Raw genomic sequence first — 13149 nt, forward strand, 5'->3', positions numbered from 1 at the left:
AGAGGAGCGGGTCATGGCGAAGACAGTCATCGGTCTCGAGATCACCGAGGAGGGCGTGCGCGCCGCCGAGGTGACGACCGGTCGCAACCCGACCCTCGTCGCGTACGGCGCAGTGCCACTGCCCGCCGGCGCCGCGAAGGATTCAGAAGTGCTCGACCCCGACGCGGTGTCGCTCGCCCTGCGCCAGTTGTGGAGTCGCGGGCGGTTCACGCATCGCCGCGTCGTGCTCGGCATCGGCAGCCGCCGAATCCTGGTGCGCGAGTACACGACCCAGGCGCTGCGGCCAGACCTGCTGCGCCAGGCGCTGCCCTTCCAGGTGCAGGACCTCCTGCCGGTGCCCGCCGACCAGGCCGTGCTCGACTTCTACGCCTCGTCGCAGGAGGGCGACCAGATCACCGGGCTGCTCGTCGCAGCCGTCGCCGAGACGGTCGAGCAGCTGGTGACGGCCGTCGGCAAGGCGAAGCTCACCGTCGACTCCGTCGACCTGGCGCCCTTCGGCCTCGCCCGCGGCGTGAGCCGCCTCGCGGCGCCGGGGGAGTCGATCGCAGCGCTCCACCTCGGCGACCACACCAGCTACGTCGTGATCGTGCGCGACGGCGTGCCGCGCTTCGTCCGCATCCTCCCGCTCGAGATCCTCACCGACGCGGTGCGCGACCGCGAGGCCGCCGCGGCACCGGCGGTCGACGAGGTCGAGGCTCCCGTCGAGGAGCTCGTCGGAGCAGCGGCAGGCTCGGGCGGCGCCCGCCGGCGCCGCTACTCGTCGGCGCGCGGCGAGCGGATCGCCGGCATGACCGAGGCGGCCCTGTCCGACCTCGTGAGCCGCATGCGCAGCACGCTCGCGTTCTACGCCGGCCGCACGAACGACGTGCCGGTGTCGCGCGTGATCCTCACCGGTGCCGGTGCGGCCGCTCCCGAGGTGGGCGACTCCCTCGCCGCCAGCCTCCCGCTTCCCGTCGCGTACGCCGGAGCCGCCGAGATCGTCGCCGTGAAAAGCGACGCGCCGCAGGGAACCGTCGGCCTCGACCTCCTGACGACCGTGGGCCTGGCCTTGAACGAGGGGCGCTGATGTCGATCGCCAAGACGACGTCGATCGTCATCGGGGGAGCCCCGTTCGTCAACCTCATCCCGCCGTCCGAGACCGCGCGGCGCGAGAGTGCGCGGCTGCTGCGCCGCTGGATCCTCGCACTCGTCGCCGTGGTCGTCCTCGTCGCCGTCGGCGCTGCCGGCACCTTCTGGCTGCAGCTCACCGCCGCTCAGCGCTTCGCGGTCGAGAACCTCCGCACCCAGACGCTGCTCTCGCAGCTCGCCGACCTGTCCGACGTGCAGGCGCAGCTCAACCTGCAGTCCGAGCTGACGGACTTCCGCAGCGGCGCGATGGCCACCGACCTGCGCTACGGCGGGCTGATCAACGCGATCGGGGCCGCGCTGCCCGGCGGCTCGGAGATGGCCGGCTTCAGTCTTGCCCCCGCCGGGATGCCGCAGGGCGAGGATCCCACGCTCGAGGTGGGCGCCGGCGGCACCGTCACCATCGCGAGTGCCGACCCGCAGCTGGTCGTGCCGATCGTGCGCGCCGTGCGCGCGCTGCCCGGCGTGATGGAGGCCGACGGCTGGGAGGTCGACGCCACCGAGAGCGGATACACCTACGAGCTCCGCGTCACGTTCGACCAGTCGGTCTATACCGGCGCCTACACCGAGGAGGCGGCGGAATGAACATCCCCCGTCAGATGATCAACCTCGTCGGCATCGTCGTGGTGGTCGCGCTGCTGGTCGCCGGGGCGACGCTGATCGTCCTTCCGATGTACAGCTCCGCACGGGCCATCGACGGCGAGACGGCGAGCGTCGCGCAGACCAATCAGCTGTACGACGTGCAGGTCGCGACGCTCACGGGGGCGCAGGAGCGGATCGAGGAGCTGACGGGCGAGGTCACCGGACTGCGGCGCCAGATCCCGGCATCCAGCCAGCTCGACGACGTCATGCAGATCGTCGTCGACTCCGCCCGGGCCACCGGCGCCACGATCGAGAGCGTGTCGGCTGCCGATGCGGAGCCGTGGATGCCGCGCACCGGGCTCGCCGGCGACGACGACGCCGGGACGGCCCCGGTCGAAGAGGCCGCGCCCGCCCCCGAGGGCGACGAGGCCGAAGGCGACACCGCCGAGTCGACCGACCCCGCCGACGCGAGCGAGACCGCCGCCGATCCCGCTGCCGAGGCTGTGGCCGAGGCCGTCTCGCCGCAGCAGCAGATCCCGGTCACGATCGCCGTGCAGGTGCCGGACGCCCGATCCGCCGCGGCGTTCATGGACGCCCTCGGCCGCGGACCCCGACTGCTCGCCCCCATCGACGGAACCCTCGAGGAGGGCACCCTCACGGTGACCGCCCTCGCCCTCGTACGCACGAAGGACTGACATGACCGCCTCGGAAGACCTGACCTCGATGCTCGGCATCGCCCAGCGCTCGCGCGCGTCGGACGTGCACCTGACCGCCCGTCACCCCGTGCTCATGCGGGTGGACGGCGATCTCACCCCGATCCCGGGCTGGACCGAGCCGACCTCGCCCGCGTGGCTCGACGAGGCGGTCGGCGGCCTCATGTCGCGCGACCAGCTCGAGGAGTTCCGCACCCACGGCGAGGTCGACCTCTCGCACACCGTGCCGCACGTCGCCCGGTTCCGCGTGAACGTCTTCCGCCAGCTCGGCGACGTCGCCGTCGCGATGCGCTTCATCCCCGACCAGATCCGCCCGCTCGAGGAGCTCGGCGTGCCGAGCGCCGCACGCGACCTCGTGCTGCGCCCGCGCGGACTCGTGCTCGTCACCGGGCCCACCGGATCTGGTAAGTCCACGACGCTGAGCGCCATGATCGACGTCGTCAACCGCACCCTCCCCGCGCACATCGTGACTGTCGAGGATCCCGTCGAGTTCCAGCACACCAGCCGGCGATCCCTCATCCACCAGCGCGAGATCGGCAGCGACACCGCGTCGTTCTCGGAGGCTCTGCGGCGCGTCCTGCGCCAGGACCCGGATGTCATCCTCATCGGAGAGCTCCGGGATCCGGCATCCATCTCCACCGCTCTCTCCGCGGCCGAGACCGGCCACCTCGTGCTCTCGACGCTCCACACCCAGAGCGCCGCGAAGTCGATCAACCGCATCGTCGACGCCTTCGCGCCCGACCAGCAGGCACAGGTGCGCACGCAGCTCGGCGACACGCTGCAGGGGATCATCAGCCAGACGCTGCTGCCCCGCGCGCAGACCGAGGGCCGTGTGATCGCCACCGAGGTGCTCGTCAACACCCCGGCCATCGCGAACCTGATCCGCGAGGGACAGGTGAGCCAGATCTACTCGATGCTCCAGGCGGGAGGGAGCCTCGGCATGCACACGCTCGACCAGGACCTCCGTCGCCTCGTCGAGGACGGCTCGATCTCGATGCAGCTCGCGAAGAGCTACGCGAGCGACCCCGCCTCGTTCGACGAGGTGCGGGTGCGCCCGCGCGACCTCGACGCCGATGCGTGGTCGGCCCATGCCGACGCGCAGACGGTCGGCTGGGGGCACTGATGGCGCTCATCGAGGAGTACACGTACCGCGCCATCGACGCCGCGGGTGGCGGCATCGTCAAGGGCACGCTCGAGGCGTCCGGCGCGAACGGTGTGACCGCGAAGCTTCGCGCGCAGGGCCTCACGCCGCTCGAGGTGACGCTCACGGCGAAGACCGGCCTCAATCGCGACGTGTCGATCCCGGGCTTCGAGCGGCGGGTCAAGGTCGGCACGCTCGCGGTCTTCGCGAAGCAGATGGCCGGGCTCATCAACGCCGGCCTTCCGCTCATGCGCACGCTGGCGATCCTGATCGAGCAGGCCGAGGACAAGAAGCTGCAGAGCGCCCTCGCCGGCACACGGGCGGCCGTCGAATCCGGATCGTCGTTCTCCACCGCGCTGGCTGCCTACCCCGACGTCTTCCCGCCGCTCATGATCAGCATGATCCGCGTGGGCGAGTCGGGCGGCTTCCTCGGGGAGTCCCTGGCGACCATCGCCGAGACCTACGCAGGAGAAGCCGAGCTGCAGGGCAAGATCAAGTCGGCGACGACGTATCCGATCATCGTCTTCGTCATCGCGATCCTCGGCGTGGTCGCGATGGTGACCTTCGTCGTGCCGATCTTCGAGGGCATGTTCAAGGGGCTCGGCTCGGCACTGCCGCTGCCGACGCAGATCCTCGTGACCCTGTCGAACAACATGCTCTGGATCCTGCCGATCATGATCGGCGGGGGCATCGCCGGGTGGCTCTGGTGGGTGCGCAACCGCCGGGAGGAGAAGGTGCGCCGCGTGGTCGACCCGTGGAGGCTGAAGCTGCCAGTCGTCGGCCCGCTCACCACCAAGATCGCCGTAGCGCGGTTCGCGCGCAGCCTCTCGATGATGCTCGACGCCGGAGTGCCGCTGGTTCAGGCGCTGTCCATCGTGGGCGCGGCATCCAACAACTGGAAGATCGAGCAGGCGGTACGCGAGATCCAGGAGTCGGTCAAGCAGGGCCGTTCATTCTCGGGGCCGCTCGCGAAGGCCGAGGTGTTCCCGCCGATGGTGGCGCAGATGATCGCCGTCGGCGAGGAGTCGGGCACGCTGGCCGAGATGCTGCGCAGCATCGCCGAGTTCTACGAGAACGAGGTCGAATCGGCGACGTCGCAGCTCACGGCATCGATCGAGCCCATCCTCATCGTGGGCATCGGCATCATCATCGGCGGCATGGTGATCTCGCTGTACATGCCGATCTTCTCCATCTACGGCGAGCTCGGCCAGAGCGGCTGACGCCTGGACCTTCGCCGGCCCCGTGTCAACCGCGGCCGGCCGGAGCGGTGCCCGGATAGCCTGGCGCCATGGCTGACCTCATCGCGAAACTGACGGCGTGGGCACTGAGTCTCAGGCCGGTGCGGGTCTGGTTCCACTTCCTCGAGAGACGCGGCGCGATGCTCGCCGACAGCGTCACGTACCGTGCGCTGTTCTCCGTGTTCGCCGGCGTCCTGCTGGGCTTCTCGTTCGCCGCGCTGTGGCTCAGCGACAACCCCGTCGCGTGGCAGGCGCTGGTCGACGCCGTCGACTCCGCGATCCCCGGCCTCATCGGCGAGGACGGTCTCATCCAGGTCGATCAGATCCAGGCGCCTGCCGGCCTCACGCTGACCGGCATCCTGTCGCTCGTTGCCCTCGTCGGCGCCGCGATCGGCGCGATCGGCTCGCTGCGGGCCGGACTGCGTACGCTCGCCGACGAGATCCACGACGACGTCTTCTGGATCTGGGTGATCCTGCGCAACCTGCTGCTGGCCATCGCGATCGGCGGCGGCTTCGTGCTGTCCGCCGCCGTCACGTTCTACGGCTCGACCTTCATCGACTGGGTGGGGGACTGGCTGGGGATCCAAGGATTCGTAGCGGATGCCGCGACCCGCGGTCTCGCGCTCGTCGTGGTCTTCCTGCTCGACGCCGGGCTGATCGCCCTCGCCTTCGTGGTGCTGAGCGGCGTGAAGGCCCGACCGCGCACGCTCTTCGTCGGGTCGCTGATCGGCGGCATCGGCCTGACCGTGCTGCAGCAGCTGTCGGGCATGTTCGTCGCCGGCGCCGGGTCGAACCCGCTCCTCGCGTCGTTCGCCGCGCTGATCGCGCTGCTGCTGTGGTTCAACCTGTCGGCGCAGGTGATCCTGCTCGCGTCGACGTGGATCATCGTCGGGGTCGCCGAAGACGCCGACCGCGTGCGCGAGCGTTACGGCGCTCCCAGCTTCGAAGCGCGCCGCGTGAAGCGCGCCGAGGACGCCCTTCGCGTCGCGGCCGAGGAGCTGAAGCTCGCGAACGAGGCCACCGAGAAGGCACGCCAGCCCGCGAAGCCGAAGCCGGCGTGACGGTGACGATCCGGGTTCCGACGTACACCGCAGCGCAGGTGCGCGCCGCCGAGCGCCCGCTGCTCGAGGCCGGTGAGCCTCTCATGCGTCGCGCGGCATACGCCCTCGCCGCCATCGTGCAGGAACGGATCGCGGATGCCCCGTCCCCCCGCATCCTCGTCCTCGCGGGCAGCGGCGAGAACGGCGGCGACGCCCTCTTCGCCGCCGCGGTCGTTGAGCGAGCGAAGCGAGACGAAACGCGTCCCCCTCACGTCGACGTCCTCCCCGTCGGCAGCCGCGTGCACGAGGCCGGGCTCGCCGCGGCCCTGGACGCCGGCGCGCGGCAGGTCTCTCTCGACGAGGCGCTGGCCGCGGCATCCGGGTACACCCTCGTCGTGGACGGGATCCTCGGCATCGGCACATCGCCCGACCCCGCGCTGCGCGGCGCCGCACGCGAGGCGGTGTCGCGCCTGCTCTCCGTCGAAGGCTCACCGCGCACCATCGCCGTCGACCTGCCGAGCGGGCTGCACCCCGACACCGGCACGGCTGACGACGTCGTGCTGCCGGCCGCGGTCACGGTGACCTTCGGCGCGGTCAAAGCCGGGCTCGCGGTCGGGCGCGGGCCCGAGCTGTGCGGAGAGCTCGTGCTCGTCGACCTCGGCCTCGGACCAGGTCTTGCCGGCGAGGAGCCGGCGGGCGAGGCATCCGTCACCCGCGTCGTTCGAGGCTGAGCGCGTCTACCTCGCGTAGCGCTCGACGAAGGTGCGCAGCATCCGACTCGGATGGGACACTGCCGCGCGACGCACTGCGGCGAGGGTGAGCTCGAGCTCGTCGGCGGCGAAGTATCCGTAGCCGGCGTACGCGTGGATGCGCGTCGTGATGCCGTCGACGTCGAGCTCGGGATGGAACTGCGTCGCGTACACGTTCTCGCCCACCTTGAACATCTGCACGGGGCAGTCGGGGGATGAGGCGAGCAGGGTGGCCGAAGCGGGCAGCGCCGAGATCGCCTCCTTGTGGCCGACGAACGCCTCGAAACGGCGCGGCAGGTCGCGCAGGAGAGGATCGGATGCCCCGGCCTCCGTGAGCTCGACCGGCACGACGCTGATGGGCTCGGGGTAGGTGCGGTCGATGACGGCGCCCTGGTGGGCGCCGAGCGTGCCGATGCCGTAGCAGGCGCCGAGGAACGGGAAGTCGCGGGCGACGACCTCGTCGAGGAGGGTCTGGAATTCGGCCTCGACGCGGTGCTGCACCGCCGACTTGGCGTCGGCGGGGTCGGAGGCGTTGAACGGTCCGCCGCCGACGAAGATGCCGGAGAGGGCATCGAGGTCGAGGTACGGCATCGGCTCGGCCTCGAGGCGGATGCGGACGAGGTGCCGCTCGTCGAGTCCGGTGTAGCGCAGGAAGAGGGCGTACTCCTCGTCGGCGGGAACGTCTTCGGCGCGCGTGGCGAGGAGGACGAACGGCTTCACCCCGCAAGCCTACGGCCCGCCCCGCCCCGCCCCGCGCCGCTCCTGCCCGCCCCGGGCATCGGTTGAGTGTCCAGGACATGCCGCCGTCGCGGGCGTGGGCGCGGCGCGTCCTGGACACTCAACAGGGGGTTGGGGGTGCGGAAGGCGACGGGGGCGGGGCGGTGGGGTCAGGCGGGGTAGGTCACCAGGCCGAGCTCGACGGGCGAGACCAGCTGCGGGTGCGACGGCACGACCCGCACGGTGTAGCCGAAGGTTCCGGTCACGGTGAGCGGCAGAGCGCCGGTGAACGACGTCACCCCGTCGACGGCCGGACCCTCCGGCAGGAGCCGGTAGACCGAGTGGTCGCGGGCGAGCGCGTCGTCCTCGTTCGTGCGCCCGTACGCGAGTTCAACGGCGACGTCGTCGGGCGACAGCCCGTCGAGCCGGACCGCGGCGCTCACCTCGAGCGTGTCACCCGCCTGCGCCTGCGACGGGATGCCCGAGGAGTCGACACCGGCGATCGAGACGCGGGGCCAGGCATCCTTCACCCGCACCACGAACTCCGACAGGGCCCGGGCCTCGGCGAAGCCGTCGGCGCGCAGAGCGACGTCATGAGCCGCCGCGGGCACGTACAGCCGCTGGACGTAGTCGCGGACCATCCGGTCGCTCGTCGCCTTCTTGCCGAGCTCGGTCATGGTGTGGCGCACCATCGCGAGCCAGCGCAGCGGAATGCCGCCCTCGCGCTCGTAGAACCGCGGCACGAGCTGGTGCTCGATCAGGTCGTAGAGCGCAGACGCCTCGGCGTCATCCCGCTCCTCGTCGTTCGACGCCGTGTCGGCCGTCGGGATCGCCCAGCCGTTCTCGCCGTCGTACCACTCGTCCCACCAGCCGTCGAGGATCGACAGGTTGAGCACGCCGTTGAGCGCCGCCTTCATGCCGCTCGTGCCGCACGCCTCGAGCGGACGGAGCGGGTTGTTCAGCCACACGTCGCAGCCCGGATAGAGGTCCTTGGCGAGCGTGATGTCGTAGTCGGGCAGGAAGACGATGCGTCCGCGCACCTTCGGATCGCGGCTGAAGCGCACGAGCTGCTGGATCAGGATCTTGCCCGAGTCGTCGGCCGGGTGCGACTTGCCGCCGATCACGATCTGCACCGGGCGCTCGGGGTCGGTCAGCAGCTTCGTCAGCCGCTCGGGGTCACGCAGCATGAGCGTCAGCCGCTTGTACGTCGGCACGCGCCGCGCGAATCCGATCGTGAGCACCTCGGGGTCGAGCAGCTCGCCGACCCAGGCCGGTGCGACTCCTGAGCCGTTGGAAAGGGATGCCGCGACCCGGCGCCGCGCCTCGGCGACGAGCTCGCCCTTCATCTGCTGGCGGACGCCCCACAGCTCGGCGTCGGTCACCGTCTCGCGGTCGGTCCAGTCGTGGGCGTCGGTGTGGGCGTCGCCGAACGTGCGCTCGCTGACGGCCTTGAGCGCGGGATGCACCCACGTCGGGGCGTGCACGCCGTTGGTGATCGACGTGATCGGCACCTCGTCGGTGTCGACTCCCGGCCACAGGTGGCCGAACATGCCGCGGCTCACCTCGCCGTGCAGCACCGAGACGCCGTTGGCGTGCTGGCCGAGGTGGAGTCCGAGCACCGCCATGTTGAAGACGCCCTGGTCGCCGCCGTCCCACGTCTCGAGGCCGAGCGCGATCGCGCGTCCGGCGTCGAGTCCCTCGAACAGCCCGCCGGCGAGGAAGTCGGCGATGAGGTCGCGCGGGAACCGGTCGATGCCCGCGGGGACGGGCGTGTGCGTCGTGAACACCGTGGAGGCCCGCACCTGCGCGAGCGCGGCGTCGAAGCCCAGGCCATCGTGCGTGATCAGTTCCGACATCCGCTCCAGGCCCTGGAACCCGGCGTGCCCCTCGTTCGTGTGGTAGACGTCGGGCGCGGGGCGGCCCGTGATGCCGCACCACGCGCGCACAGCGCGCACGCCGCCGACGCCGAGGAGAAGTTCCTGCAGCAGACGGTGCTCGCCGCCGCCGCCGTAGAGGCGGTCGGTGACGCGGCGCAGCTCCTCGGAGTTCGCGGGCGTCTCGGAGTCGAGCAGCAGCAGCGGAATGCGGCCGATGTCGGCGACCCACACCCGCGCGTGGAGGACGCGATCGCCCGGGAGATCGAGCGAGATCTCGACCGGCGCGCCGTACCCGTCACGCAGCAGCGTGAGGCCGAGTCCGTACGGGTCGAGCAGCGGGTAGCTCTCACGCTGCCAGCCGTCGTCGCCGATGGACTGGCGGAAGTAGCCGGCGCGGTAGAACAGGCCGACGCCTGTGAGCGGCACGCCGAGGTCGGAGGCGCTCTTGAGGTGGTCGCCGGCCAGGATGCCGAGTCCGCCCGAGTACTGGGGGAGCGAGCCGTCGACGCCGAACTCCGGGGAGAAGTAGGCGATGTGCGCCGGCTTGGGGCCTTCGAGCTGCTGGAACCAGCGGTCGCCGTCGAGGTAGGCGGTGAGGCGCTCGTCCTCCTCGCGAACACGGTGCACGAAGCCCTCGTCGTGCGCGAGCTCGTCGAGGCGCTCCTGGCCGAGAGCGCCGAGCATGCGCGCCGGGTTCGCGCCGATCTCGTCCCACAGCGCAGGATCCATCGACGCGAAGAGGGAGTGCGTCGCGCGGCTCCACGACCAGCGCCAGTTCGACGCGAGGCGGTCGAGTGGGGCGAGGGTTTCGGAGAGGACAGGACGGACGGTGAACGTTCGGATGGCCTTCACGCGAGTGATTCTAGGCGTCGAAGATGGAAACGCTTGCACTCGGAGGATGCCGACGGCCGCGCGACGAACGGGGGAAGACGGAATCGTCAAGGGCGGACGTCGCGTCGCGGCCCGGGTCTAGGCTCGGCACATGGCTATCGCACGACTGCACGGAGGTCCGCTCGACGGGCAGCTCCTGCCCCTCGAGAACCCCGACCTCGACCGACTCATCGTCCCGTACAGCGAGACGCAGGTCGTCTACGCCCGCAAGGGAGACCTCGAGCGCACCGGAGAATCGGACGGCCCGACCGAGGCCGAGTACTGGTTCGTGGAGTCGCAGGACGACATCGACCCGTACACCGACATGGCTCGTGACCGTATCTGACGCAGGCTCCGACGAGGCGCCCGGCCGCTCGGTCGAGATCGAGCTGAAGTTCGACGTCGCCGAAGGCACCGCCCTGCCCGACTGGTCGTCCCTGCCGGGCGTCGCCTCGGTGAGCGCGGGTGAGACGCGCTCGCTCGACGCGGCCTACCTCGACACCGCCGACCTCGCTCTGGCCCGGGCGGGCTACGCGCTGCGCCGCCGCACCGGCGGACCAGACGCCGGCTGGCACATCAAAGGTCCGCGCGGTGCCGACGGCGGGCGCGTGGAGCTGCACTGGCCACTCGGTGAGGCCGACGCGGTGCCCGCCGGAGCGCGCGCCGAGATCGCCCCGGTGGCCGGCGATGCGCCGCTTCTGCCCCTCGCCCGAATCCGGAACGAGCGCGTGGCGTACTTCCTGCTCTCGGCCGAGGGCGGCGTCGTCGCCGAATTCGCCGACGACCACGTCCGCACCCGCGACGAGCGCTCGGGCACCGAGCGCGAGTGGCACGAATGGGAGATCGAGCTCGGGCCTGCTGGGCCCACCGACCCCGACGAGCGCCGGACGTTCTTCGCTGCGGTCGAGGACGCTGCGATGGCCGCCGGCGCGCGGGCCGCGGCATCCGATTCGAAGCTCGCTCGCGCACTCGGGCACTGACGGCGGGCGGGGCGCGTTTCGTCTCGCTGCGCTCGCTCAACGAACCGGGAGGGGCTGCGCTCGCTCAACGACCCGGGAGGGGCTGCGCTCGCTCAACGACCCGGGAGCGGGTTCTAGGGTGAGACGCATGAGCACCGAGACCTCGCGCACCCGCACCTTCGACTGGGACGATCCGGGCCCGCCTCTCGCAGCGTCGCGCGGACTCGACGGCCTGGGCTACCTCCGCGCACTCATCGACGAGGAGCTCCCGCCGCCGCCGATCTCGCGCCTCATGAACTTCTGGATGGTGTCGGCAGACCCCGGCGAGGTCGTCTTCGAGTGCGAGCCGGCGGAGTACCACTACAACGTGCTCGGGATGGTGCACGGCGGCGTGGCCTGCACCCTGCTCGACACGGTGGTCGGCTGCGCCGCGCACACCACCCTGCCCGCGGGCGTCGGGTACACCTCGATCGACCTCAACGTGTCGTACCTGCGCCCGATCCTGGCGACGACCGGCCTGCTGCGGGCGCGAGGTCGCGTCGTGAAGGGCGGGTCGCGGGTGATCTTCGCCGAAGGCGTGGTGGAGGATGCCGCGGGCACAGCCCTCGCCACCGCGACGAGCTCGCTCCTCGTGCTGCGGCCATGAACGAAACGCCCCGGGTCACGAGGACCCCGGGGCGTTTCGTCTCGCTTCGCTCGCTCAACGACCGGTCAGGTCGTTTCGGCGGTGCGTGGTCTAGAGGTTGATCATGTGGCCGGCGAGACCGTGGAAGGCCTCCTGCACGGCCTCCGACAGTGTCGGGTGCGTGTGGACGTTGCGCGCCGCCTCGAGAGCGGTGAGGTCCCACTTCTGCGCCAGCGTCAGCTCGGGGAGCAGCTCCGACACGTCGGGGCCGATGAGGTGGCCGCCGAGAAGCTCGAGGTGCTCGCCGTCGGCGATGAGCTTGACGAAGCCGATCGGCTCGCCGAGGCCGTTCGCCTTGCCGTTCGCCGAGAAGGGGAACTTCGCGACCTTCACGTCGTAGCCGGCGTCGCGCGCCTGCTGCTCGGTGAGGCCGAACGACGCCACCTGCGGCGAGCAGAACGTCGCGCGCGGCATCATGCGGTAGTCGCCGAGGGTCATCGTCTCGGCCTTGCCGATCGTCTCAGCGGCGACCACGGCCTGCGCCTCGGCCACGTGGGCCAGCTGCAGCTTCGCCGTGACGTCGCCGATCGCGTAGATGTGCGGCACGTTGGTGCGCATGTGGTCGTCGATGTCGATCGCGCCACGGTCGGTGAGCTTCACGCCGGTCTTGTCGAGGCCGAAGCCCTCGACGTTGGCGGCGAAGCCGATCGACATCATGACCTTGTCGGCGTCGATCGAGCCGGCGGTGCCGTCCTTGGCCGTGTACGTGACGGTGACCTTGTCGCCGTTGTCGGTGACCGTCTCGACCTTGGTCGAGGTGAGGATGTCGACGCCGTACCCCTTGTACTGGCGCGCGATCTCCTTCGAGACGTCTGCGTCCTCGTTGGGAAGCGCACGGTCGAGGAACTCGATGATCGTCACCTTGACTCCGTAGTTCACCATCACGAAGGCGAACTCCATGCCGATGGCGCCGGCGCCGACGATGACGATCGACTGGGGCAGGTCGCGGGCGAGGATCTGCTCCTCGTACGTGACGATGTTGCCGCCGATCTCGACGCCGGGCAGCAGGCGCACCTTCGAGCCGGTCGAGATGATCGCGTTGTCGAAGGTGACCTCTTCGGTGGAGCCGTCGGCCTTGGCCACCGTGATGGCGTTGGGTCCGGTGAACGAACCGCGGCCCTCGTACTCGGTGACCTTGTTCTTCTTCATCAGGTAGTGGATGCCCTTGACGTGGGTGTCCGCCACCTTGCGGCTGCGGTCCCACGCGACGCCGAAGTCGAACTTCACGTCACCCGAGATGCCGAAGAGCTCCGCCTTGTGGTTGAACTGGTGCGCGAGGTCGGCGTTCTTGAGGAGTGCCTTCGAGGGGATGCAGCCCACGTTGAGGCACACACCGCCCCAGTACTTCTCTTCGATGATCGCGACGGAGAGGCCGAGCTGTGCGCTGCGGACAGCCGCGACGTACCCGCCGGGGCCCGCGCCGAGGATGACGACGTCGTAGTGGGGCATGGGT

General features: G+C 70.7%; 13 protein-coding genes. 10 read left to right on the plus strand and 3 right to left on the minus strand.

Annotated features, from left to right (window positions below; all coding sequences use genetic code 11):
* Nucleotides 1-13: 13 nt before the first annotated feature.
* From pilM to JX005_RS07175, 7 genes are all read left to right on the plus strand, one after another.
* On the plus strand, nucleotides 14-1066 hold the full coding sequence (gene pilM, locus JX005_RS07145) for a pilus assembly protein PilM (RefSeq protein ID WP_214466751.1): 1053 nt from the start codon (nucleotides 14-16) through the stop codon (nucleotides 1064-1066).
* A complete protein-coding gene (locus tag JX005_RS07150; protein WP_214466752.1) occupies nucleotides 1066-1710 on the plus strand; it encodes a hypothetical protein in 645 nt (214 codons plus the stop codon). The genes pilM and JX005_RS07150 overlap by 1 nt, the downstream gene beginning before the upstream one ends.
* Nucleotides 1707-2402 (plus strand): hypothetical protein, encoded by a 696-nt coding sequence (locus JX005_RS07155; protein ID WP_214466753.1) that lies wholly within the window; start codon nucleotides 1707-1709, stop codon nucleotides 2400-2402. The genes JX005_RS07150 and JX005_RS07155 overlap by 4 nt, the downstream gene beginning before the upstream one ends.
* A 1-nt stretch (nucleotide 2403) precedes the next feature.
* Entirely contained in the window at nucleotides 2404-3543 is a 1140-nt protein-coding gene (locus JX005_RS07160; RefSeq protein WP_214466754.1) for a type IV pilus twitching motility protein PilT, read from the plus strand.
* Nucleotides 3543-4781: a type II secretion system F family protein gene (locus JX005_RS07165; protein ID WP_214466755.1), complete on the plus strand. Its 1239-nt coding sequence runs from the start codon at nucleotides 3543-3545 to the stop codon at nucleotides 4779-4781. Before JX005_RS07160 ends, JX005_RS07165 begins: the two co-directional genes overlap by 1 nt.
* 68 nt (nucleotides 4782-4849) lie before the next feature.
* Entirely contained in the window at nucleotides 4850-5860 is a 1011-nt protein-coding gene (locus tag JX005_RS07170) for a YihY/virulence factor BrkB family protein (RefSeq protein WP_214466756.1), read from the plus strand.
* Nucleotides 5857-6570, plus strand: coding sequence for an NAD(P)H-hydrate epimerase (locus tag JX005_RS07175; RefSeq protein WP_307858525.1), 714 nt, complete (start codon nucleotides 5857-5859; stop codon nucleotides 6568-6570). The genes JX005_RS07170 and JX005_RS07175 overlap by 4 nt, the downstream gene beginning before the upstream one ends.
* 6 nt (nucleotides 6571-6576) lie before the next feature.
* On the opposite strand, the gene JX005_RS07180 is transcribed toward JX005_RS07175, so the two are convergent.
* Both JX005_RS07180 and glgP read right to left on the minus strand, forming a co-directional pair.
* A complete protein-coding gene (locus JX005_RS07180) occupies nucleotides 6577-7308 on the minus strand; it encodes a glutamine amidotransferase (protein ID WP_214466757.1) in 732 nt (243 codons plus the stop codon).
* A 167-nt stretch (nucleotides 7309-7475) separates the two neighbouring features.
* Nucleotides 7476-10034 (minus strand): alpha-glucan family phosphorylase, encoded by a 2559-nt coding sequence (gene glgP, locus JX005_RS07185; RefSeq protein WP_214466758.1) that lies wholly within the window; start codon nucleotides 10032-10034, stop codon nucleotides 7476-7478.
* A gap of 130 nt (nucleotides 10035-10164) precedes the next feature.
* Here glgP and JX005_RS07190 point away from each other — a divergent pair, with 130 nt between their 5' ends.
* The 3 genes from JX005_RS07190 to JX005_RS07200 all read left to right on the plus strand — a co-directional run bounded on the left by JX005_RS07190 (nucleotide 10165) and on the right by JX005_RS07200 (nucleotide 11657).
* The gene (locus JX005_RS07190) at nucleotides 10165-10398 is read left to right on the plus strand and encodes a response regulator (RefSeq protein ID WP_214466759.1); all 234 of its coding nucleotides are present in this window, start codon (nucleotides 10165-10167) and stop codon (nucleotides 10396-10398) included.
* Nucleotides 10385-11032 (plus strand): CYTH domain-containing protein, encoded by a 648-nt coding sequence (locus JX005_RS07195; protein WP_214466760.1) that lies wholly within the window; start codon nucleotides 10385-10387, stop codon nucleotides 11030-11032. Before JX005_RS07190 ends, JX005_RS07195 begins: the two co-directional genes overlap by 14 nt.
* Nucleotides 11033-11159: 127 nt before the next feature.
* Nucleotides 11160-11657, plus strand: a complete 498-nt coding sequence (locus JX005_RS07200; RefSeq protein WP_214466761.1) for a PaaI family thioesterase — start codon at nucleotides 11160-11162, stop codon at nucleotides 11655-11657.
* 90 nt (nucleotides 11658-11747) lie between these two features.
* Here the strand turns inward: JX005_RS07200 and lpdA are convergent, their stop codons facing one another.
* On the minus strand, nucleotides 11748-13145 hold the full coding sequence (lpdA, locus tag JX005_RS07205; protein ID WP_214466762.1) for a dihydrolipoyl dehydrogenase: 1398 nt from the start codon (nucleotides 13143-13145) through the stop codon (nucleotides 11748-11750).
* Nucleotides 13146-13149 lie beyond the last annotated feature (4 nt).

The sequence above is a fragment of the Microbacterium flavescens genome, assembly GCF_018588945.1.
In the GTDB taxonomy this organism is placed as follows: Bacteria; Actinomycetota; Actinomycetes; order Actinomycetales; family Microbacteriaceae; genus Microbacterium; species Microbacterium flavescens.